The sequence below is a fragment of the Streptomyces sp. NPDC027962 genome (genome assembly GCF_055566095.1).
Genome location: NZ_JBVHTA010000023.1, coordinates 21741 through 44265, shown reverse-complemented (window position 1 = coordinate 44265; position 22525 = coordinate 21741). Strand labels below are relative to the sequence as shown.

At 72.4% G+C, this 22525-nt stretch carries 19 protein-coding genes; 11 read left to right on the top strand and 8 right to left on the bottom strand.

Annotation, left to right across the window (positions count from 1 at the left end; all coding sequences use genetic code 11):
- Positions 1-31 precede the first annotated feature (31 nt).
- Positions 32-703, bottom strand: coding sequence for a response regulator transcription factor (locus ACZ4SA_RS21800; protein ID WP_468276959.1), 672 nt, complete (start codon positions 701-703; stop codon positions 32-34).
- Complete coding sequence (locus ACZ4SA_RS21795) at positions 700-1929, bottom strand: sensor histidine kinase (RefSeq protein ID WP_468276956.1); 1230 nt, start codon at positions 1927-1929, stop codon at positions 700-702. The genes ACZ4SA_RS21800 and ACZ4SA_RS21795 overlap by 4 nt, the downstream gene beginning before the upstream one ends.
- A 145-nt stretch (positions 1930-2074) precedes the next feature.
- Between ACZ4SA_RS21795 and ACZ4SA_RS21790 the strand changes: the two genes are divergently transcribed.
- On the top strand, positions 2075-2287 hold the full coding sequence (locus tag ACZ4SA_RS21790; protein WP_468276953.1) for a hypothetical protein: 213 nt from the start codon (positions 2075-2077) through the stop codon (positions 2285-2287).
- A 228-nt stretch (positions 2288-2515) separates the two neighbouring features.
- Complete coding sequence (locus ACZ4SA_RS21785; protein WP_468276950.1) at positions 2516-3088, top strand: dihydrofolate reductase family protein; 573 nt, start codon at positions 2516-2518, stop codon at positions 3086-3088.
- Between the two features lie 313 nt (positions 3089-3401).
- On the opposite strand, the gene alc is transcribed toward ACZ4SA_RS21785, so the two are convergent.
- Complete coding sequence (alc, locus tag ACZ4SA_RS21780) at positions 3402-4523, bottom strand: allantoicase (protein WP_468276948.1); 1122 nt, start codon at positions 4521-4523, stop codon at positions 3402-3404.
- A 3-nt stretch (positions 4524-4526) separates the two neighbouring features.
- Entirely contained in the window at positions 4527-5870 is a 1344-nt protein-coding gene (gene allB, locus ACZ4SA_RS21775; protein WP_468277108.1) for an allantoinase AllB, read from the bottom strand.
- A gap of 312 nt (positions 5871-6182) precedes the next feature.
- Between allB and ACZ4SA_RS21770 the strand changes: the two genes are divergently transcribed.
- On the top strand, positions 6183-6983 hold the full coding sequence (locus tag ACZ4SA_RS21770; RefSeq protein ID WP_468276945.1) for an IclR family transcriptional regulator: 801 nt from the start codon (positions 6183-6185) through the stop codon (positions 6981-6983).
- A gap of 190 nt (positions 6984-7173) precedes the next feature.
- Here the strand turns inward: ACZ4SA_RS21770 and ACZ4SA_RS21765 are convergent, their stop codons facing one another.
- Both ACZ4SA_RS21765 and ACZ4SA_RS21760 read right to left on the bottom strand, forming a co-directional pair.
- Positions 7174-7497 (bottom strand): DUF5955 family protein, encoded by a 324-nt coding sequence (locus tag ACZ4SA_RS21765; RefSeq protein ID WP_468276942.1) that lies wholly within the window; start codon positions 7495-7497, stop codon positions 7174-7176.
- 118 nt (positions 7498-7615) lie between these two features.
- Positions 7616-9505 carry a serine/threonine-protein kinase gene (locus ACZ4SA_RS21760; protein ID WP_468276939.1) on the bottom strand — a complete coding sequence of 630 codons (1890 nt, stop codon included), beginning with the start codon at positions 9503-9505 and terminating at the stop codon, positions 7616-7618.
- 190 nt (positions 9506-9695) lie between these two features.
- Here ACZ4SA_RS21760 and ACZ4SA_RS21755 point away from each other — a divergent pair, with 190 nt between their 5' ends.
- Both ACZ4SA_RS21755 and aceB read left to right on the top strand, forming a co-directional pair.
- Positions 9696-10310 carry a nucleotidyltransferase family protein gene (locus ACZ4SA_RS21755; RefSeq protein ID WP_468276937.1) on the top strand — a complete coding sequence of 205 codons (615 nt, stop codon included), beginning with the start codon at positions 9696-9698 and terminating at the stop codon, positions 10308-10310.
- 236 nt (positions 10311-10546) lie between these two features.
- Entirely contained in the window at positions 10547-12169 is a 1623-nt protein-coding gene (aceB, locus tag ACZ4SA_RS21750) for a malate synthase A (protein WP_468276935.1), read from the top strand.
- 175 nt (positions 12170-12344) lie between these two features.
- Here aceB and ACZ4SA_RS21745 read toward each other — a convergent pair whose 3' ends face one another.
- A complete protein-coding gene (locus tag ACZ4SA_RS21745) occupies positions 12345-14984 on the bottom strand; it encodes an MXAN_6230/SCO0854 family RING domain-containing protein (RefSeq protein WP_468276933.1) in 2640 nt (879 codons plus the stop codon).
- A 390-nt stretch (positions 14985-15374) separates the two neighbouring features.
- Between ACZ4SA_RS21745 and ACZ4SA_RS21740 the strand changes: the two genes are divergently transcribed.
- The 3 genes from ACZ4SA_RS21740 to ACZ4SA_RS21730 all read left to right on the top strand — a co-directional run bounded on the left by ACZ4SA_RS21740 (position 15375) and on the right by ACZ4SA_RS21730 (position 18467).
- Complete coding sequence (locus ACZ4SA_RS21740; RefSeq protein WP_468276930.1) at positions 15375-16220, top strand: alpha/beta fold hydrolase; 846 nt, start codon at positions 15375-15377, stop codon at positions 16218-16220.
- A 340-nt stretch (positions 16221-16560) separates the two neighbouring features.
- Complete coding sequence (locus ACZ4SA_RS21735; protein ID WP_468276928.1) at positions 16561-17484, top strand: NADP-dependent oxidoreductase; 924 nt, start codon at positions 16561-16563, stop codon at positions 17482-17484.
- 44 nt (positions 17485-17528) lie between these two features.
- Positions 17529-18467, top strand: coding sequence for an AraC family transcriptional regulator (locus ACZ4SA_RS21730; RefSeq protein ID WP_468276926.1), 939 nt, complete (start codon positions 17529-17531; stop codon positions 18465-18467).
- Between the two features lie 232 nt (positions 18468-18699).
- On the opposite strand, the gene ACZ4SA_RS21725 is transcribed toward ACZ4SA_RS21730, so the two are convergent.
- A complete protein-coding gene (locus tag ACZ4SA_RS21725) occupies positions 18700-19782 on the bottom strand; it encodes a hypothetical protein (protein WP_468276924.1) in 1083 nt (360 codons plus the stop codon).
- Between the two features lie 210 nt (positions 19783-19992).
- On the opposite strand from ACZ4SA_RS21725, the gene ACZ4SA_RS21720 reads away from it, so the two are divergent.
- The 3 genes from ACZ4SA_RS21720 to ACZ4SA_RS21710 all read left to right on the top strand — a co-directional run bounded on the left by ACZ4SA_RS21720 (position 19993) and on the right by ACZ4SA_RS21710 (position 22352).
- Positions 19993-20430, top strand: coding sequence for a glutaredoxin domain-containing protein (locus ACZ4SA_RS21720; RefSeq protein WP_468276922.1), 438 nt, complete (start codon positions 19993-19995; stop codon positions 20428-20430).
- Positions 20431-20850: 420 nt separating this feature from the next.
- Complete coding sequence (locus ACZ4SA_RS21715) at positions 20851-21165, top strand: hypothetical protein (RefSeq protein WP_468276919.1); 315 nt, start codon at positions 20851-20853, stop codon at positions 21163-21165.
- 5 nt (positions 21166-21170) lie between these two features.
- Complete coding sequence (locus ACZ4SA_RS21710) at positions 21171-22352, top strand: glutathionylspermidine synthase family protein (protein WP_468276917.1); 1182 nt, start codon at positions 21171-21173, stop codon at positions 22350-22352.
- Positions 22353-22525: the final 173 nt, after the last annotated feature.

Below are 22525 nucleotides of genomic sequence, written 5' to 3'. Positions count from 1 at the left end.
AGGGGCGCTCCTCGGAAGTCGGCGCCTCAGCCTACGTGAGCCCGTCCTCGTCGAGCAGCCCGGCGTCGTGGGCCAACAGCGCGATCTGCACACGGTTGTTGAGGTCCAGCTTGGCCAGCACCCGGGAGACGTGCGTCTTGACGGTGGCCACGCTCATGTACAGCGCCGCCGCGATCTCCGCGTTGGACAGGCCGCGGCCGACGGCGAGCGCGACCTCGCGCTCGCGGTCGGCGAGCAGGCCGAGGCGGCGGACGGCGGCAGGCCGGCGGGCGTCGGTTCCGTTGCCCGCGACGTGCGTGATCAGCTGGCGGGTGACCGCAGGCGACAGCACCGGGTCGCCCGCCGCCACCTTCCGTACGGCCGCGACGATCTCCGCCGGCGGGGTGTCCTTCAGGACGAAGCCGGCCGCGCCCGCCCGCATCGCCCGTAGCACCTGCTCGTCGGCGTGGAAGGTGGTCAGAACGACGACCTCGGGCGCGTCGGGGCGGCCGCGCAGCGTCTCGGTGGCGGTCAGACCGTCCACGACCGGCATACGGATGTCCATCAGCACCACGTCGGGCGCGTGCCGGTCGACGAGCTCCGGCACCTCGGAGCCGTCGGCCCCCTCCCCGACGATGTCGATGTCGCCGGCGCCGCCGAGCATGAGGGCGAGGCCCGCCCGTACGAGCGGGTCGTCGTCGACGACGATCAGTCTGATAGTCATGAGGGCCACGGTAGCCAGGCCCGGACCAGGAAACCGCCGTCCCCCCGCACACCGTGCTCCAGCCGACCGCCCGCGAGCGTGGCGCGCTCGGTCAGTCCGATCAGCCCCTGTCCGGAGCCGGGCACCTCCTCCACCGGGTCCACGGGCGCCGGATTGCCGACCCCCACGGTCAGGCCGTCGCCGGGCCCGCCGCGTACGGTGACGGTGACCTCGGCCCCGGGCGCGTGCTTCCGGGCGTTGGTCAGGCCCTCCTGGGCGATGCGGTACACGGTGCGGCCGGTGGCGGCGGGCACCGCGCCGGGGTCGTCGATGCGGTTGTCGAGGGTGACCTTCATACCGGCCTGCCGGGATTCGGCGACCAGTGCCTCGATCGTGGCGAGCGTCGGCTGCGGCCGGTCGGGCCCGTCGGCCTCCCCGGGCGTGCGCAGCACGCCGATGATCTCGCGCAGATCCTGCAGCGCCTCGTGGGCGCTGTCGCGGATCACCCCGGCGGCCCTGCCGACCTCGGCCGGCGGCGCGTCCGGCCGGAACTCGAGCGCGCCGGCGTGCACGGACAGCAGCGTGAGCCGGTGCGCGAGCACGTCGTGCATCTCGCGGGCGATGGCCTCGCGGGCCAGCCGCTGCGCCTGCTCGGCGCGCAGGGCGGCCTCCGACTCGGCCCTGCGGGCACGCTCGCGCAGTGCGAGGACCAGCTGCCGGCGGGCGCGCACGAGCATGCCCCAGCCGACCATCAGCAGCACCATGACCGTCCCCGCGATGGTGGAGGTGAGGAACGACATCGCGGGGTCTGGGCGGAGGACCGCCTGCACGATCCCCGCCCCGATCGCCAGGAGGCTGATGATCGCGACGGGCCTGAAGGTGCGGTGCACGGCGAGACTGAACAGGCCGACCATGAGTGCCCCGCCGGCGGCCGGCGCGATCGCGGCGAGGACGACCAGGCCGGCCGCCAGCCAGACCGGTGCCCGCCGTCTGGCCCACAGCGCGCAGCACGCCGCGGCGCCGAGGAGCTGGTCGGCGACGACGACGAGTTCGGAGTTGCCCGCCTTGGCGCTCGCGTCCGCGGCGAGGAGACCGATGAGCGCCGCGGCGACGAACAGGACCGTGTCGACGAGCCAGTCGCGCACGGTCCGCCGCGGCCTGGCGCTGCCCCGGTCGCCGGGCCGGTCCGGGTCGAGAGGGTCGGACATGGCCGAGGGCAGCAGCCATGGGTACTCCGTGCGCGTCATGTCGACAAAGCTACGCAGGCCGGGGCGGCGATGCGGCCCTCCGGCCGCGGGAAGCTACCAAAGTCGCACAGCCCGATACTTTCGGCGCCCGCCGATCTCCCGAAGCCCGACGCGGACGGGCGGCCCTTCGCACGAGGCTCGCGGCATGAAGAAGTTTCTCGAGGGCGCCGGATTCCTGCTGTTCGTCTGGGGCGTGGCCGGGGTGATCCACGAACTCACCGGCTGGTTCAAATTCTGGGGGGTCGTCCGGCGGCTGGACTTCCTCGACGGCTACGAGCTCTACGCGAGCATCGTGCTGGGCGTGCTGGGCGTGGTCATCATGGTGGCGGCCGACCGGCTGGGGCGGCAGAGCCGGTGACGGCGGCCGGCCGCGGCGGGTGCGGCGGGGCCGCGGTGGGGGCGGCGGGGCCGCGGTGGGGGCGGCGGGTGCGGTGAGATTTTCCGGGTGGGACGGGCGACGGCCGATGACTTTCTGCGTGCTGCAGAGTCAGAGATCATGGCCGGTGCGCCACAGCCGCAAGTGCGGTCGAAGCGTGCACCGACCCGACCTGCCGAGAAGCGGATACGAGAGACCGAGGAACCCGCGATGCGTACTCTGATCAGCACTGCCTTCATCTCGCTCGACGGCGTCGTGGAGGCCCCGGGCGGCGAGCCCGGCTACCGGAACTCCGGATGGACCTTCAAGGACGTCGACTTCCTGCCCGAGGCGTTCGATCTCAAGGGCCGGGAGCAGAAGGAAGCCACCGCGATGCTGCTGGGCCGCGTCAGCTACGAGGCGTTCAGCCCCGTGTGGCCCGGCATGGAGGACTTCGCCGACTACAAGGTGATGCCGAAGTATGTCGTCTCCACCACGCTCACCGAGGACGACCTGGTGTCGGACTGGGGCAGGACCACGATCCTGCGCTCGCTCGACGAGGTCGCCGCGCTGAAGGAGACCGAGGGCGGCCCGATCATCGTCCACGGCAGCGCCTCGCTGAACCAGAGCCTTTCGGACGCCGGCCTGATCGACCGCTACCACCTGCTCGTCTTCCCGCTCCTGCTCGGCGCGGGCAAGCGTCTGTTCAGCGTCACGGACAAGGACACCCAGAAGCTGAAGCTGGTCGAGCACGAGGCCTACGCCAACGGCCTGCAGAAGAACGTGTTCGACGTCGTCCGCTGACAGGGCGCCCGCACTCGCCCGGAGCGGGGCGGGCGACCACACCAGGTCGGCCCACTCACGCGGCCCGAAGCCGACCGCCATGGCCCACGGTGACGCCCCGCCGCCGGCCAGTGTGGCGAACACCGCGACCGTCACGCCCAGTTGGACGGTGGCACGCGGGCGCGATCACCGTACCGGCGGCGGACAGGTGCGCGGGGGCAGGTGCGTCGGAGCAGGTGCGTCGGAGCAGGTGCGTGGGGCGCGCCGTTGCTGTCGGCCGGTGCGCCCCACGCGGGAGGGAGGGTGTCGTGCCTCCCCGTTCAGTGACGACCCGTCAGCCGCCGAGCTCCTGGTGGCGGGCAGTGAGCCGGCCCGCACCCTGCTCGGTCAGGGAGCCGAAGAGCCGCAGGCGGGAGATGCCGCCGTCGGGATAGATGTCGATCCGCACATGGGTGCCCACGGCCGGCGCGTCCAGTACGAACCGGTGGTTGGTGTCGGGCTGGAGGCGCGTGCGCGGCAGGATCTCGCGCCACTCGCCCTCCGCGCCGTCCCGTACGGACAGCGCCGCCCAGCCCGCGCTGTTGCCCTTGAGGTACGCAGTGTCGATCTCGACGGCCCGGATCTCGGACTGCTCGACCAGTTGGTAGCGGATCCAGTCGTTGCCCTTGTCGCGGCGCCGGCGGGTCTCCCAGCCGTCGTCCATCTTGCGGGAGCGGCCCGGCTGGACGGTGTTGGTGGCCGGGGAGTAGAAGCGGTCGGAGGCGTCCTCGACCTGGCCGCCGTTCTCCAGCGCCACGAGGTCGAAGGTGCCGAGGACTCCGAGCCATTCGGGGTCCGGGGCGACCTCGCCGTAGACACGGAGGCGGGCGATGCCGCCGTCGGGGTGCTGGTTGACGCGCAGGTGCGTGAAACGCTGCTCGACGTCGACGGCGAAGCCGTTGGCCGCGTGGCCGCCGACCGCCGTGCGCGGGACGAGCGTCGTCCACTTCACGTCACCGGCGAGCAGCTCCCGCGGCGACGGCGATCCGGCGACCGACGTGCCCTCGATGGAGACGGCCTGCGGGTAGTTGCCGCGGAAGTGCGCGGTGTCGACGACCACGCCGCGTACGACGCCGGGCGCTCCGAGCCGTACGAGCGCCCAGTCGTGGTCCTCGTCGGTGGGGTGGGGCTGCTCCGCGGAGACACCGCGGCGGCGGCGGGTCTCCCAGCCGTCCATGATCTTGCCCTTGTGGCCGAAGTGTTCCGGGTCGAACTCGGCCGGCTCGGGCTTCAGCAGATTCTCGCGCTCCGCGAAGAACTCGTCGTTGGCGGCGACGACGCCGGCGCCGAGGCGGCGGTCGGCGAGGTCGGCGAGGTGGGTGAAGGGGAAGTCGGCGGTGCGGTAGTCGGCGTACGGCTCGCCGCCGCCGTACGGGCTTGCGTCACCGGTGAAGGAGGGGATGGAGGATGCAGACACGGTTCAGTTGTTCCTTTCGAGCAGCCGGCCCGTCGGCGCGGCCAGGTTGCCGTTCTCCACGATCCGCTCGCCGCGCAGCCACGTCGATCTGACGACTCCGTGGAGCGTCCTGCCCGCGTAGGCGGTCACCTGGTTGCGATGGTGCAGTTCCGCGGGGTCGACGGTGAAGGTCTCGTCGGGGGCGAGGACCGCGAAGTCGGCGTCGCGGCCCACCTCGATGGCGCCCTTCCGGCTCAGCCCCGCGAGCTCGGCGGGGGCTGCGGCCATCCACCGGACGACGTCGTCGAGGGTGTGGCCGCGCTTGCGGGCCTCGGTCCAGATCGCGGGCAGGCCAAGCTGGAGCGAGGAGATGCCGCCCCAGGCGGATGCGAAGTCCGGGGTCTTGAGGTCGGTGGTGCAGGGAGAATGGTCGGAGACGATGCAGTCGATCGTGCCGTCGGCGAGGCCCTGCCAGAGCGCGTCCTGGTTGGCGGCCTCACGGATCGGCGGGCAGCACTTGAACTCGGTGGCGCCGTCCGGGACTTCCTCCGCGGTGAGAGTGAGGAAGTGCGGGCAGGACTCGGCGCTGATCGTGACGCCCTCCCGCCTGGCGGCGGCGATCAGGGGCAGCGCGTCGCTGGAGGAGAGGTGCAGGACGTGGACGCGCGCGCCGAGCCGCTTGGCGTGCGAGATCAGGCCCTCGATCGCGGTGTTCTCGGCGTCGCGGGGCCGCGAGGCGAGGAAGTCGGCGTACTTGGGCCCGCTCTGCTGTGGGGCAGACGCCAGGTGGTGCGGGTCCTCGGCATGCACGATCAGCAGTCCCCCGAATCCGGCGATCTCCGCCATGGAGCGGGCGAGTTGCTCCTGGTCGAGCTCGGGGAACTCCTCGACGCCCGACGGCGACAGGAAGCACTTGAAGCCGAAGACCCCGGCGTCGTACAGCGGCCGCAGATCCTTGACGTTGGAGGGGATCGCGCCGCCCCAGAAGCCGACGTCGATGTGCGCCTTGCTGCGGGCGACGTCCCGCTTGGTGGCGAGGTGGTCGACCGTGGTGGTCGGCGGGAGGGAGTTGAGCGGCATGTCGAGCAGGGTGGTGATGCCGCCTGCCGCGGCCGCGCGGGTGGCCGTCCAGAAGCCCTCCCACTCGGTGCGGCCGGGGTCGTTCACATGGACGTGCGTGTCGACGAGTCCGGGGAGGAGCATGTCGTCCCCGAAGTCCTCGAGCCGGGCACCCGCCGGCACGTCCGCGTCGTACGGACCCACCGCGGTGATCCGCCCGCCGGCGACGGCGACCGTCGCGGCGCGCGTCCCCTCGGGGGTGACCGCGCGCGTCGAGCGCAGCACCAGGTCCACTTCCACGTCGTCCACGTCGGACACCCGCTCCCCTCACTTCCACCACTCAACGAAAATTCAACGAACTGTTGAAGGAGTCTTCCCCTCCGGCCGTTACCCGTCAAGACCCACCCGTGCCGATGGGTCCGTCTTGTACGTTTCCACAAAGTGGAAGTAGAATTCCACTGCTGCGGGGGTCGCTTCACCCAGGAGGCGGCCCGCGCACTACCGCAGACACAGGGACAAACACGCCCTGACCGGCCAGGACGCCACGTGACGGACGATGTGCCCCGGATACTCGCCCGGTAGGCTGCTGCCTTGCCCTGCCTGCCCGAAAGGACCGCCGACGTGCCGACGTCCAGCGCCAGCGCCACCGACGCAGCCAAGCCCGCCGCCGGCGGCGGCGTGCAGTCCCTTGAGCGCGCCTTCGACCTGCTCGAACGAATGGCCGACGCCGGCGGCGAGGTCGGCCTCAGCGAGCTCTCCGCCAGCAGCGGTCTCCCCCTGCCCACCATCCACCGGCTGATGCGCACGCTGGTCGCCTGCGGCTACGTACGCCAGCAGCCCAACCGCCGCTATGCGCTCGGGCCCCGGCTGATCCGCCTCGGCGAGTCGTCCTCCCGCCTTCTCGGCACTTGGGCCCGCCCCTACCTCGCCCGCCTCGTCGAGGAGACCGGTGAGACCGCCAACATGGCGCTCCTCGACGGCGACGAGATCGTCTACGTGGCGCAGGTGCCCTCGAAGCACTCCATGCGCATGTTCACCGAGGTGGGCCGGCGGGTGCTGCCGCACTCCACCGGCGTCGGCAAGGCGCTGCTCGCTCACACTCCGGCGGAGGAGGTACGGGCTCTGCTGGCCAGGACCGGCATGCCGGCCGCGACCGAGAAGACGATCACCACGCCCGAGGGCTTCCTCGACGCACTCGAGCAGGTCCGCCGCACCGGCTACGCGGTCGACGACAACGAGCAGGAAATAGGGGTCCGCTGCCTGGCGGTCCCCGTGCCCGACTCCCCCACGGCGGCGGCGGTCTCGATCTCCGGCCCGGCGGGCCGTGTCACGGAGGCGGCGACGGGGAAGATCGTCCCGATCCTCCAGGAGGTCGCCCGCGACCTGTCGGCGGCGCTTGCGAGCACAGGAACGCAGGGCTGACGCGGGGGCCCGTCACGCGTGGGGGCGGTGGGCCTCCCCGCCCCTTCCCGAACCGGGGCGCGCGGGTGGCGATGACCCTCCCCGCCCCTTCCCGAAGGGGCAAGCCCCGGACCCGTACCGCGCTCCGCACGGGGTTTCGGGGGCTCGTCCCGTCCCCAGGCGTATGAGGGCGAGACGAACCCCGCGACCCTCACACGTGGCGCCGAGGCGGGGTCTCGCCGAAGAGGTCCACCGCGGCGCGGACCTGCATGAGGGCGGGCGAGAGTGCGCTCACCGAGCCGATCGCGCCCGCTATCAGCAGCAGGGAGCGGCGCATCCGTGGAATCTCCGGATGGCCCGCGGCCACCATCGCCGCCAGCACGGCCAGTTCGTCCTCGGCGATTCCCCGGTCGCTGAACTCGGCCGGATGGCCTGCCAGTTCGCGGCGGAGCCGGGCGACGGCAGCACGCAACTCCGCCGCTCTCGGATCCTCGCCGCTCCCTGTCACCCGCGTCTGCCCCACGCTCCGCAACAAAGCCCAGCCCCTCGCACGTCCCTGTGCCCGCCCGACGCACCGCGGCGGGGGACCCACCGCGGGGTGCGGGCCAGTAAACGCCATGCGGCCCGCGAGGCGCCAGCGTGGGGACAAGAATTCAGTCGGTGGGCTGAACGGAGTCGATCGCTCCGCGCCAGACCGTCACATCGAGCGAGATGTAGTGGCTGGGGTCGCTCGCGGGGGACTTCCCCTGGTACGTCACCAGGCCCACGTTTCCGGACTCGCTCAGAACACAGAACTTCGCGCCCTTGGAGAGGTTGTCGACCTCGAACTGCGTGGCGAAGCGGGTCTCGCTGCGGCAGGTCGCCAGGTCGGCGGTCTGACCGGTGCGCAGCAGCACAAGCTTGGCGTTCCTCGCCTCGATCGTGCTGAGGAAGTGCTCGTACTCGAAGTCCATGGTGCTGCCGCCGTCTTCGGAGGAGACCGGCTTGACCGGATCGTGGCCGAGGTTGATGCCGTAGTCGTCCGTCACGTCGAGACCGGTGAACGTCAGGGGCGTCGGGTCCGGCACCGGCTCGTTCGGCGGCGCGTCCACGCTGTCGCCGCTTGCGTCGTCGCCCGACGGTGTGGTGTCCGGCGTGGTGCCCTGCTTGTCGTTGCCGCTCTCGCCCTGCCCCTGGCTCTGCTTGTCCTTGTCCTTGTCCTTGTCGCCACCGGACAGCGCGAGATAGGCCCCGCCGCCCACGGCGCCGCCCAGCACCAGCGTGGCCACGACGGCGATCGCGAGGTTGCGCGCCGTCTTCTTCTTGGGAGCGGCGGCAGGCGCGACAGGTCCGGTGACGTACGGGACGGGACCGCTGTGCTGCGGGTGGCCGGCTGTCTGCGGATAGCCGTATCCCGTCGGCATCTGCGGTGCGGCCGCCTGGGGGTAGCCGTACGTCGGCTGCGCGTGCGCCGGGGTCTGACCCTGCGGGTGAGCGGGCTGCGTGGGCGGGTGCGTCCCGGGGCCGAAACCGGGCGGCGGGGCCGACGGCGCCGCGTGCGCGGTGGGCATGTGGGTGGGTGCCGCGGACGGGGGCGTGGCGGCCTGCGCGGCCACCGGCGGCTGCCCCGCGGGCGGCGTCGCGGGCGGGGCGGGCGCGGCCTTGCGGGTGGTGATCTCGGCGGCCACCACGCTCGGCAGCCACTCCTCCGGGCGGCGCAGCACCGTCTCGCCGTTGGCGGTCTGGCAGATGTTCAGGATGTCGGCGACCGAGGGCCGTCCGTCCGGTTCCTTGACCATGCAGCGTGTGACCAGCTCGCGCAGCTGCTCGGGGAGTTCGCTGAGGTCGGGGTCCTCGTGCACGATCCGGTAGAGCACACCGTGCGACGTACCCTCGCCGAACGCCGCCCGGCCGGTGGCCGCGTACGCGGCGATCTGGCCGAGCGCGAAGATGTCGGTGGCGGCGGTGACATGGCTGCCGGCCGCCTGCTCGGGGGCCATGAAGGAGGGCGTTCCTATGGTGACGCCGCTGCTGGTGAGCGACGTGGCGTCGGCGGCGCGGGCGATGCCGAAGTCGATGACGCGCGGCCCGTCGGCGGCGAGCAGGACGTTGGCCGGCTTGAGGTCGCGGTGGACGATGCCCGCGCCGTGGATGACATGCAGCGCCTCCGCGATACCGGCGACGAGCAGCAGCACGGTCTCCACGGGCAGCTTGCCGTGCGTGGCCACGGCGTCCGCGAGGGAGGGGCCGGGGACGTAGGCGGTGGCGAGCCAGGGCTGTTCGGCCTCGGCGTCGGCGTCGATGACCGGCGCGGTGAACAGTCCCTGCACCCGCTGGGCGGCCTGTACCTCCTGCGCGAACCGGCGGCGGAACTCCGCGTCCTGGGCGAAGTCGGGCCGGATCACCTTGATCGCGACGGCCCGGCCGCCGGGCGTGTAGGACAGATAGACCTTGCCCATGCCGCCGGCGCCGAGGCGGGCGGCGAGCTTGTATCCGGCGACGTTCTTCGGATCGTCCTCGCCCAGTGGCTGAAAGACCGTTCCCTGCTGCGCGCGGCCACTCATCGACTTCTGTCCCCCATGGCGAACCTCATTATGGAAGGTGCACCTTATCCAAGGTCGCACCCAGCTCTCCACGTCGGACGACGTGCGCTGTGCGGGTGGTTGCAGGCTGCCGTGGACGACCCTCGTCCGGCGCAGCGCAATGACCGCCGTTCGGCCGTGAATTCGCCCGCTTATGGGATAGGGAGTCCCCATGCCATCACCTCGGAACCCTGCGGTCCGTCAAGAACCTGTTGTCGCCGGATTGTTGCTCGCGGCGGGTGGCGGGCGGCGGCTCGGCGGCCGGCCCAAGGCGCTGCTGGAGCACCACGGCAGGCCGCTCGTCGAGCATGCCGTGCGGACGCTGAGGGAGGGCGGCTGCGATCCGGTGCATGTGGTGCTGGGCGCGGCGGCGGGCCGCGTACGCGAGGAGGCGGAGCTGTCGGGGTGCGTGGTGCGGGACAACCCGGCCTGGGAGGAGGGCATGGGCTCCTCGCTCCGGGTGGGGCTCGCGTCGCTCGGCGCCGCGGACGCCGCCCTGGTCCTCCTGGTGGATCAGCCGGGCATCGGCGCCGAGGCGGTGGCACGGGTCCGCGCGGCGTACCGGTCGCGCTCGTCGCTGGCGGCGGCAGCCTACGGGGGGCGGCGCGGGCATCCGGTGCTCTTCGGCGCGGACCGCTGGGCGGACATTTCGGCGACCGCGATGGGCGACCGGGGCGCACGTGCGTATCTGAAAGGGCATGCGGAGGCGATCACGCTGGTCGAGTGCGGCGACGTGGCGGAGGAGTACGACATCGACACGCCCGAGGATCTGCGACACCTTCGGTGAGCGGTGTGGCACGGTGCGCCATGTTCTGTCGACTCGGAGAATCTCGACATCAACAAAACATTGAACTTCCACCATGCGGTAACTACTATCCACTGATCAGAAGCGCCTAATCGTTCAAACGGCGCCCACGGCCGCACCCCGGAGCCTTGGCACTGAGTGCCGCTCACCGGTGTCCCGGCGGCCGCACGGCGCCCCGAGGCATCACCCGTGAAGCTCGCTGAAGGAAGTGACAGCTCATGTCCGCACCAGCGCCGTCCGCGCCGGCCATCGTCGAAGCCGAGCCCCTGCCCCGGCAGGAAGAGGTCCTGACCGACGCGGCCCTCGCGTTCGTGGCAGAGCTGCACAGGCGGTTCACCCCGCGCCGTGACGAGCTGCTCGCCCGCCGGGCCGAGCGCCGCGCCGAGATCGCCCGCACCTCCACGCTGGACTTCCTCCCGGGGACCGCCGCGATCCGCGCTGACGCGTCATGGAAGGTCGCCCCCGCCCCGGCGGCCCTCGACGACCGCCGCGTGGAGATCACCGGACCCACCGACCGCAAGATGACCATCAACGCCCTGAACTCGGGCGCAAGGGTCTGGCTCGCCGACTTCGAGGACGCCTCGGCTCCCACCTGGGAGAACGTCGTCCTCGGCCAGCTCAATCTCATCGACGCCTACGAGCGCCGGATCGACTTCACCGACCCGAAGTCCGGCAAGTCGTACGCCCTGCGGCCCGCCGGGGAACTCGCGACCGTCGTGATGCGCCCCCGCGGCTGGCACCTCGCGGAGCGCCACCTCACCGTGGACGGCGCCCCCGTCCCCGGCGCCCTGGTGGACTTCGGCCTGTACTTCTTCCACAACGCCAAGCGCCTGCTCGACCTCGGCAAGGGTCCGTACTTCTACCTGCCGAAGACGGAGTCGCACCTCGAGGCCCGTCTCTGGAACGACATCTTCGTCTTCGCCCAGGACTACGTCGGCATCCCCCAGGGCTCGGTCCGTGCGACCGTCCTGATCGAGACGATCACGGCCGCCTACGAGATGGAGGAGATCCTCTACGAGCTCCGTGACCACGCCTCCGGCCTCAACGCCGGCCGCTGGGACTACCTCTTCTCGATCGTCAAGAACTTCCGTGACGGCGGCGAGAAGTTCGTGCTCCCGGACCGCAACGCGGTGACGATGACGGCCCCGTTCATGCGCGCTTACACCGAACTCCTCGTCCGCACCTGCCACAAGCGCGGCGCGCATGCGATCGGCGGCATGGCGGCCTTCATCCCGTCCCGTCGCGACGCCGAGGTCAACCGCGTGGCGTTCGAGAAGGTCAAGGCCGACAAGGACCGTGAGGCCGGAGACGGCTTCGACGGCTCCTGGGTCGCGCACCCGGACCTGGTCCCGATCGCAATGGCCTCCTTCGACGCGGTCCTCGGCGACAGGCCGAACCAGAAGGACCGGCTGCGTGAGGACGTCTCGGTCGCGGCGGGCGACCTGATCGCCATCGACTCCCTCGACGCGAAGCCCACGTACGAGGGCCTGCGCAACGCCGTCCAGGTCGGTACCCGCTACATCGAGGCCTGGCTGCGCGGCCTCGGCGCGGTCGCCATCTTCAACCTCATGGAGGACGCCGCGACGGCGGAGATCTCCCGCTCCCAGATCTGGCAGTGGATCAACGCGGGCGTCGTCTTCGAGAACGGCGAACGCGCCACCCCCGACCTCGTGAGGAAGGTCGCGGCGGAGGAACTGGCCGCGATCCGCGAGGAGACCGGCGAGGAGGCGTTCGCGTCCGGCAACTGGCAGCAGGCCCACGACCTGCTGCTGAAGGTGGCGCTGGACGAGAACTACGAGGATTTCCTCACGCTGCCCGCGTACGAGCAACTGGCCGGCTGACCCCGTCGGCCTGCCGTCCTTGCACCGCCCCCGGTACCGCACAGCACCGGGGGCGGTGCGCTGTCCGTTGAGCCACGGGCGGGGTCCCACCGGGAGGGGGACTCACGGCGTCCGGCATCCCTAGGAAGATCAATGGGTGCCGGTAGGGGACGGCGGCGGCCGGGCGGCCGCCCGGTCAGGGGGAGAGCGCCGTGACCATGTCGGCGGCGGCCAGCAGCCGTACGCGGGAGGCGTCCAGGCCCAGCGGGTGCAGGGCGAACACCTCGCCGTCGTCCGCCGGTTGGATGTCCCCACGGAGCAGGAACGCCAACTCCGGTCGTGCATGGGGTTCATACGCGCCCGTGACCGTGGCTGCGTCCGTCACCGCGTCCGTGTCCGGCGAGCCGATCCGTGCGGCGAAGGCGGCCACGTCCTCGCCGTCCCGCCGCCGGTAGGTGCTCCGCGAACCGTCCGTGTGCCGCACGACGACCGTGGAAGCCCGCGCCGCCGCCTGCCACACCGCAAGCTCGCCGAGGCCCACCCGGGCGCCGGACGCGAACAGCTCCGTGAGCCGGTGAGCGAGCGTGGCCAGCGCGTCGGCGTGCCGCCACACGGCGTGCTGCGTGCCCGTGACGCCCCTGACCACGTCCAGCCAGCGCATGGTCCTGGCCTGCACGTCGAGGACGAGCGGTACACAGGCACGGCTGCTGCCGGTCAGGTCGAAGCGCTGCTCGACGGAGCGGGGCTCGAACACCGGGCCGGCGTTGCCGGGGCCGTCCCGCAGCATGAGCCCGGCGAAGGCCTCCGCCAGGTCACCGAAGGGCACGTTGTTGTACGAGTACACGACGGCGACCACGTGACGCACCCCTGCGGCGTCGAGCCGGTCCAGGTCGAGGTCGACGAACTCGCTCGCGCCGAGCGGAGGCGGCGCGTCCTGAAGGTCTCCGGAGTGCACGGCGGCCGCGGTGGCGAACCGCAGCCGGGTGTAGTCGCAGACCCCGATGTGCCGCCAGTCCGCGTCGAACATCGCGGCGGAAAGGTCCAGATCGGTGCGCCCCGAGTCGGCGCTCTCCATCCAGTGCAGGAACAGGCGCAGCGTCCTGCCGTCCGGCACGGCCAGTTCGCTGCCGCGGGGCAGTGTCACCAGGGCGCGGGAGGCGGTCCGTTCGGTGAACGGGGCGCTCACCCCGTCCAGCGTCGCGTCGACCACCGCGGTCGCCACAGGTGCGGCGCGGCCGGCCCGGCGCAGGAGCTCCGCCGTCAGGACGTCGACCACCGGCCGTACCAGGGCGTGCGGCAGCGCGTCCCGGTGATCGTCGGTCACATGGGCCTTGGCGGACGCGCCCTTCGGGAAGAAGACCCGCACCGTATGGTCCCGCGTGCGGGTACGGATGGCGCCGAGCGCGGACAGCAGGACCGCCGGGGCGACGCGTGCGACGGTTCGCTCCAGTGCGGCCACCACCACCGCCGCCCGGGGGGCCTCCTTGTCGTCTGCGGCAGCGACCACGCGCAGTAGATGGTCGAGGCGCCGGACGAGTTCGCCGGGACGCCGTTCGAGCAGAGTGAGCGCGGTGGCGAGGTCGCGGTCCGCGAGGGCGGCTTCGACCAGGCCGCCCCAGCCGCGTGCCGTGACCGCCGGCCCGTCGGAGTCGATGCCGTCGACCGCCGCGGCGGCCGTGCGCAGGGCGGCGGACAGACGGTCGTCGCCGAGCCGTGTGCCGCGCAGTACGGCAAAGGCGAGCGCGGCGCGCGGGAAGCGGTCCGTGTGCTCGAAGGGGTGGAGGAGCTCCGCGGCAGTGATCCAGGCACGCCGGTGCCGCCGCATGTCCTGGGCGGCCTGCACGGGGTCGAGCGCGTCGAGGACGGACAGCAGGGCTCGGCGCAGGGGCCGGGCGACGGGGGCGAACCGCGGAATCTCCACGAGCCCGGCGTCCCCGCCGGAGCGGAGCACCAGCACACGCAGCACGTCGGTGGCGGTGTTGACGAGCCCGGCCACGACCGGAAGCGTGACCGGCAGAGCCGCCGGGTCGGCGAGCAGCCAGGTGACGAGGCGCGCCTTCGTCTCACGGCCCGGCACGGTGACCGGGAGCCGGCCGAGGCCGTCGCGGGAGCGCGCGTCGAGCAGCACGTCCAGGTCGTCCGCGTCCTGCGGGGACAGCGCACCGGTGCGGGCGAGCAGCACGTCCAGTTCACGTGCGGCGTCGGCCTGGCTGTCGGCGAAGTCTCCGCCGTGCGTCAGCAGACGCAGCCGCTGAGGCGGCCCACCACGGCCGGACAGCGTTCGGCGCGGACGCCGGGGACGCAGGAAGGGATCCGCGGGGTCGATGCGCCGTTCACACACGGGGCAGGCCGAGAAGTCCGCGCCGTCGAAGCAGGCGCCGCACACGAGATGGGCGCAGGGCGCGACGGGAACGACGGAGTCCACCGTGCCGCACAGGACGCACGGCTGCTCCGGGCGCTGGAAGAGCACGCTGAGCACCCGCTCGACGTAATGCCCGTAGGTGTCGTGCGGCGTGCTGTCGGGGAAGTCGCGCAGCAGCGGCTCGTGCGGCCGGTCCGCGCCGAGGGCGCGGTCGATGTCGTGGAGCAGCGCCCGGCCGACGCCGCCGAGGGCACGCGCGTCGAGCGCGGCGAACGCGGCGCGCAGCGCCGGGGCCACCAGATAGCCACGATCCGCGAGGTCGGCTTCGATCAGCGCCGCGCCCCGCTCACCGGCCGGATCGGCCACGGCCCCGGCAGCGGGCAGGTAGACCGCGCCCCGGCGTGCGAGGAGCACGGCGGCGAGACTGCGCGGACGGGCGGCGGCGTTGCGGACGGTGACGATGCTGCTGGACATGTGTGGTTCTCCCCCTCCCCGGACGGACGACCGGGTGATGCGCGGGGCGGGAAGTGAGCACGCTGTTTCATCAGAAGAAGGTGAGAAGGAAGCACACTCGGGAGCCGCCCCGCGCACGACGAACCTAACAGGATGCGGGCGGGCTGATCATCTGGTTTACCGGCCCCGCACCTTGCTGCCGGTTCCATCGGTCCGCAGCGTCCGTCGCTGGTCGCCCCGGCGGCCGGCGAAGGCCGGGACCGCCTGCGGCGCTGAAGTGCCGGACGCCGTTTTGACCCGTATCGCCCGCGGTGCCGCACGGCCCCGGGCAGTGGTGTGGCCCGCGGCGTCGGCCGTTCGGCCGGGAACCCTGCTTGCGTGTGCTCGAACGACGCTGACAGGGTCGGGGCCATGCACACCTTTTCCGCACCCGACGGTACCGTTCTCGCCTTCCATGTCTCCGGGGACGGTGAGCCCCTGATCTGTCTCCCCGGCGGGCCCATGCGGGCGTCCGCCTACTTCGGCGACCTCGGGGGTCTGGCGTCCGCGGGACACCGGGTGGTCCGGCTCGACCTGCGCGGCACGGGTGCGTCCCAGCTCCCCGCCGATCCCGGTTCGTACCGCCTGGACCGCCTGGTCGGCGACGTCGAGGCGCTCCGCGAGCACTTGGGCCTCGACCGGATGCGGCTCCTCGGCCACTCCGCCGGCGCCGCGCTCGCGACGTTGTACACGGCCCGGTACCCGGACCGTGTGTCCGCGCTCGCGCTCGTCACACCGGGGGTCGAGACCGTCGGTGTGCAGGTCATGGCGGAGGACCGCCTGGAAGTGGCCCGGCTGCGGCGCGACGAGCCGTGGTTCCCGGCGGCGTACGCGGCACTGGAGGCGATCACCGAGGGCCGGGCGACCGCGGCCGACTGGGAGGCCGCCGCACCCTTCACCCACGGCCGCTGGGACGACGCCGCCCGGGCCCACCGGGCGGCCGGCTCCGAGCAGAGGAACGGTCAGGCCGCCGAGGTGTACGACGCGGACGGTGCGTTCGACCCGGCTGCAACCCGCAAAGCGCTGGCGGCCTTCGCCGGACGGACCCTGCTCGTCGCGGCCCAGTACGACGTGGCCACACCGCCGCGCCCGGTGACGGAGGCGGCCGACGCCTTCCCCGGCGCCGAGACCGTGGTCCTGCCCGGCGCGGGCCACTTCCCGTGGCACGACGCCCCCGACGACTTCGTCCGCGCCGTCACCGCGTTCCTGGACACCTGACCTGCCCCACGGGCCCTCCCCCGGTGGAGGGCCCGGCAGGACGGCCACGTGATCAGCCCGACGTACCACCCCTCGCATCGCGGACGGAACCGCGTCCCCGGGCGACACCGCTGTCGCGCCCCCCGGGGGGACGCCGGGCCCCGGCACGGGCGGCACGAGTACGTCGTCCGGCCGAGACGCCCGACCACCGCGCCAGGAGGCCGGTCATCTCTGAAAGCACTCATTGGTAAGACGCTGGGACATGTGGCCGAGACGGAAGGCCATTCTGCGGCTCGTTCGATCTCCCTAAGGTCGAGACATGTGCCGGTACACGACCGGCCGATGCCCAGGGAGAATTACCGTGCGCGCAGTGATCCAGAAGTCCTTCGGCGGTCCCGAGGTCCTCGAGCTCGTGGAGAGCGAGCGGCCGAAGCCGGAGCCGGGGGAAGTCCTCGTCGAGGTCCGTGCCAGTGCGGTCAACCCGGTGGACGTGGCCGTCAGGTCCGGCGCCATCCCGCTGCTGGGTGAGCCGCCGTTCGGTGTGGGCTGGGACATCTCCGGTGTCGTGGTGGAGGCGGCGGCCGGCGCCGGGTTCGAGGTGGGCGACGAGGTCTATGGGATGCCGTTCTTCCCGCGTGCGGCCACCGGGTACGCCGAGTACGTCGCTGCCCCGTCCGGCCAGCTGGCCCGCAAGCCCGCCTCGCTCGACCACGTCCACGCGGCCGCCGTCCCGCTCGCGGCGCTCACCGCCTGGCAGGGCCTGGTCCGGGCGGCAGGCGTCAAGGACGGCGACCGGGTGCTGATCCAGCGGGCGGCCGGTGGCGTCGGCCACTTCGCGGTGCAGATCGCCAAGGCGCGTGGCGCCCATGTGATCGCCGTCGCCAGTGCGCCCCGGCACGATTTCGTGCGGGAGCTCGGCGCCGACGAGGTCATCGACTACCGGACGACCGACTTCACCGAGGTCGTCGAGGACGCCGACGTGGTCCTCGACTCCCTGGCGCAGGGCGACCTGTCGCTCGGCGTACTGCGCCCCGGCGGCGTCCTCATCAGCATCCTCGAGCATCGCGACGCGGAGCTTGCCGCCCGGGTCGCCGCGGCCGGCCGGCGGTTCGCCGGCGTCATGGTCGAACCGGACCGTGCCGCGCTCGAGGCGATCGCCGAGCTGATCGACGCGGGCCGGATACGGCCGTACGTCGGGGAGACGTTCCCGCTGGAGGAGGCCGGCAAGGCACACGAGCTGGTCGCCTCGGGACATGCACAGGGCAAGATTGTCCTGACGGTCTGACCGCGACGGGCGGGAAGGGACCGCACCAGGGGAGGGCGTGACCGATGGACATCCTGACCGAGGCGCTGGCGTCGATGCGCACCGGGCAGCCGGCGTCCGTACGGACCAACGGCCGCGCCCCCTGGGGCCTGCGGCTGCCGCCGGTCGCGGGCGCCGGATTCCACGTGGTCCTCTACGGCACCTGCTGGCTGGTCCCCCTGGAGGATTCAGCGCCACGCCTGAAGCCGATCCCGCTGAGTCCCGGCGATGTGATCTTCCTGCGCGACGGGCGGGGCCACATCCTGGCCGACCATCCCGCGACCCGGCCGGAGGAGCCCGAGGCGGAGCAGTTCCAGAAGGGCTCGCCGATCGGTTCCGTCACGCTCGGCGGCGACGGCCCCGAGACCAGCCTGCTGTGCGGCAACTACCACCTGGACCAGGGCCGCCCGCACCCCCTGGTGCGTCAGCTGCCCGAGGTGATCCATCTTCCGACGCGGCACGGCCGCCATCCGGAGCTGAGCGCGGCCGTCCAACTCCTCGGCTGCGAGCTGGAGAACCCGCGTATCGGTTCGGACGGCATCGTGCCCACGCTGATCGACTCGTTGCTGCTGTACATCCTGCGGGCCTGGCTGGAGGATCAGCCCCCGGCCGCCGCCCGGGGCTGGGCGGCCGCCCTGAGCGACCCGGCGGTGGCGCCCGCCCTGTCGGCCATTCACGGCGATCCGTCGGCCCTGTGGACGGTCGAGTCCTTGGCCGAGCGGGCGGGCCTGTCGCGCGCGGCCTTCGCCCGGCGGTTCGCCACGCTCATCGGCGAACCGCCGATGGCCTACCTGACCCGCTGGCGCATGACGACCGCGGCCCGGCTGCTGCGCGAGTCCGACGCCCCTCTGACGACGGTCGCCGCACGGACGGGGTACGGCTCGGAGTTCGCCTTCGCCAAGGCCTTCAAGCGGGAGTTCGGCCTGGCCCCGGGCGGCTACCGGCGCCGGGCGAGGGCGGCGTAACACGGTGGGTCAGGGCAGCGCAACGCCGGCGGGTCAGGGCAGCGCAACGCCGGCGGGCGAGGGCGGTGACCGGTGCGACTCGGCCGTGAGGTGCTGGAGCGGACACGCCGCACCGGGTCCCCGGTGCGGCGCTCACCCGCAGGGTCGTGCCGCCGGGCCGGCCTGCTGCACCGGCGACCTGGCGGGCGAAGCGCGTGAAACCCGGTGGCGCCTACCGGTGGCCGCCACCCCCTCAGCAGGCGGCGGCCAGCGCCCGCTCGATACGCCGCAGGACCGGCTTGTGGGTCACCTGCCCGCGCAGGCCGTCGAGTTCGAGCAGCGCGTCGGGGGTCCCGATACGTGCGAGAGCCACCACCCCGGCTTCCGCGACCCTCACCGGATGCGGCCCGGACCCGGGAAGACCCGCGAGGGCCGTGCTGACAAGACGGGCCAGCATGTCGCATGTGTCGTCCCGTGGCGGCAGGAGCGACAGCAGCCAGGCGAGCGCTCGCAGCGCATGGACGTTGTAGGGGTCGTACGCGCCGGAGCCATGCCACCCCCTCAGGGGAACGGCGCGCTCACGGCCCACCAGGTCGAACCACCGCAGCACCTGGCGGCGGACCGTCTCCGGCCCCGCGGCCTCGAGAAGGTCCCCGCCCACGCGCAGCCATTTCGCCGAAGGCGCGCCCGCGGTGGCAGGAGCTCTGTGGGCAAGCAGCCGAGTCCACGGCTCACCGCCCGCCGCGGCGTCCCGCAGCGCCTGATCGGCCCACGCCTCCCCCGGGTTGAGCACAGGGCCGGAGAGCCGGGTCAGCACGTCGCGCAGGCCGGGCTCATTGTGGTAGTCGACGACCGTGCGTCGGAAGACCGCCAGCACCGCGGCATCGGGCATCCGCCCGGCCGCGATCTCCGCGTCGGCCAGCTCCCACTCGCGGTGCCCGAAGGCGACGTACTCGCCGGCCGTCCTGGCCAACTCGGCCTGCCGTTCGGCGGCCAGCAGCCCCGGATCGAGGTCCCGGGCCACCCCGGTGGCCACCACCAGCAGCTCCGCCCGCAGATACTCCGTACCCCTGAGGGCCATGTCGCCCGTCAGCAACTCGTCCGGGCACGCGTGCCACCACCGCGCCCAGGTCCCCGCCAGCTCCAGCCGGTCGCGGTCCGGAAGCTGCCGCAGCCACACCATGGCTTCCGCGCCCGGCCCGGTCATGCATCCGTTGTGACAGGCGGCCTCCATGACGGCACGGGCAAGCCCGGGCAGGTCGCCGCGCTCGGCGAACGCACGTCGGCGCGCCGCTTGTTCGCGCAGCACATCCGGGTCCGGCTGCCATCCACTCATGATCCGCAGCATAGAAGACGGCACTGACATCCAGCTTTGACGTGGGCTCTCCGGGATCTCCGGGGGCTGCGCAGGGTCGTCGGGTCCGGTTCTCCCGGCGCGGCTCGATGGCGCCGACGCCCGGCCAGGACATCCACCTCCTCGGTCACCACGTCCAGGTGAGCGGCCTGGTACGAGGAGCACTTCGACTCATCGATAGCCTGCGTCATCATGATGCGCCCCTGGGTCTTGCCGATGCTGTTCCTGCTCTGCGGTGCGGTCGTAGCGACGGGGCTGATCCTCAAGGGGAGCCCCGGCGGAGCCGCAGCGCTCCTGCTGATGTTCGTCCTGCTCGCAGGCGTGAACTCGCCTCTCGCCTTCCCGAGGTCGATCGGTGCGCTGGAGGCACGGCGCCGCAGCGCGGTCGACGGCCGGCCGGTCGTCTACTGGCGGCCGGGCTGCACGTACTGTCTGCGACTGCGCATCCGGTTGGGCCGTAGCGCCCGCGACTTGTACTGGGTCGACATCTGGCGTGACCCAGAAGGAGCGGCGGCGGTGCGGGCGGCCAACGACGGCAACGAGACCGTGCCGACCGTCGTCGTGGCGGGCCGGCCGCACGTCAACCCCGATCCCGCCTGGGTACGCGAACAGCTCCGCCCTTCTGCCTGACCGGGAGCCGCGCCACGCCGGAGAGGCGCCCCGCGGGACCCGGTCCGGCCCGCGGGCACGGTGGGGCAGCGGGGAGCGGGCCGTACGGGCCCGGCACCGCAGCCCCAGCCTTTCGCCGGCTGTGCGCTGACCGCGTCGGCCCTGGTCCTGATGGCGCGGCCCCGCGGCCCGGATGCTGCTGCCGGACGTGCGCAGCAAGCGGGCCCGGAGCCTGCCGGGACCGGGCAGGGCGATCGGTGTGCCCGTCCGGCAGAATCATGACGTGCCGGGGCACGGCGCAGCGGCGCCGTCGGCGCGGACGAGGACGGTCCGCGCACGGCCGGCGTCACGCGGCCTCCCGGAGCAGGGCGGACCCACCACTGGATCACGGGTTCCGTACTGCGGTTGTGTACGACGACGGGGAAAAGGGGTGGCCGGGCCATGGCACGGCGGAAGTTGAGATCGGGCACTGTGGTGATCGGCGGCATGGGGCTGCTCGCGGCGGCGCTCGCGGCATGCGGATCCGACCCGGACAAACGCTGCGTGGACCCCGTGTCGTACGACGTGCTGCCCGACTACAAGTGCCGGAAGGACAGCCGAAGCAGCGGCTCAGGCGGCAGCGGGGGCGGGGGCGGGGGCGGGGGCAAGTACTACTACGGCGGCACGGTCAGCGACGGCAAGGTCTCCGGTGGGAGCTTCGACAAGTCCGCCGTCAGCAGAGGCGGCTTCGGCAAGTCCGGCTCGGGAGGAGGGTGATCCGCGTGCGTCGTCGCACCATCGAGCCCCGTCCCGGCTGGCAGCGCATCGTCGAGGAGCAGGGCTGCGTCTATCCGCTGACCCGCCATCCGGACGGCTCGCTGCGCCCCTACTGGGACGAGAGCGCGTACTACGAGTTCACCCTGCCCGAGGTGGAGGCACTTGAGGAGGTCGTCGAGGAGCTGCATGCGATGTCGCTGGCCGCGGCGGCGCACATCGTCGAGAAGAACCGTTTCGCCGACCTGGGGATCAACGATCCGCGCCTTGTCGCTCACGTCACCGAGTCCTGGCGGCGGCGCGACGAACTGCCCTCCGTCTACGGGCGCTTCGACCTGCACTACGACGGCACCGGCCCCGCGAAGATGCTGGAGTACAACGCCGACACCCCGACCTCCCTGGTCGAGGCCGCGAGCCCGCAGTGGTTCTGGATGGAGGAGCGCTTCCCCGGCGCCGACCAGTGGAACTCGCTCCACGAACGCCTCGTCGCCGCATGGCGACGCCAGGCACCGCTCCTGCCGCCCGGTCCGGTCCACTTCGTTCACACCGACGGCGACGAGTGCGGCGAGGACCTGATGACCGCCGCGTATCTGCGGGAGACCGCCGAGCAGGCGGGCATACCGACCGAGGCGCTGTCGGTCGAACGCATCGGCTGGGACCGGATCTCCGGCCGCTTCGTCGACGAACGGCTGCGCTTCATCCGCAGCTGCTTCAAGCTCTACCCCTGGGAGTGGCTGGTCACCGACCGCTTCGGTCCCCGGGTCCTCGACACGCTGGACAACGGCGGCGGCACCGGGACCACCTGCTGGATCGAGCCGGCCTGGAAGATGCTGCTGTCGAACAAGGCGCTGCTGGCGATCCTCTGGGAGCTCTACCCGGGCCACCCCAACCTGCTTCCCGCCCACCTCGACGGCCCTCGCGAACTGGCCGACGGACCGGGCTGGGTGGCCAAACCACTCCTCGGCAGAGAGGGAGCCGGGATCACCCTGCACGCACCGGGCGACGCCCCCGTGCCGCGCGAGGAGCCCTGCTGCTACCAGGAGTTGGCGCCGCTGCCCGACTTCGACGGCAACCGTGTGGTGCTGGGCGCCTGGGTCGTCGAGAACGAGGCCGCCGGTCTCGGCATCCGGGAGTCCGCGGGGCCGGTCACCGACGGTTACGCCCGGTTCCTTCCCCACGTAATCCTTTAGCCGCTCCGGTTCTCGGTGCCTGACCGCCTGACGGCGACGGCCCGTTCCCGCGCCACGGGGACGGGCCCGGGCATGACGCCTCCAACTCCCGTACCGGCATCCAAGATCGCGGGCTCGCCAGGAAAGTTCGTCCTGCCTGTCATGCAAACCGGCCCTCGGCGCCCCCTTTTTTG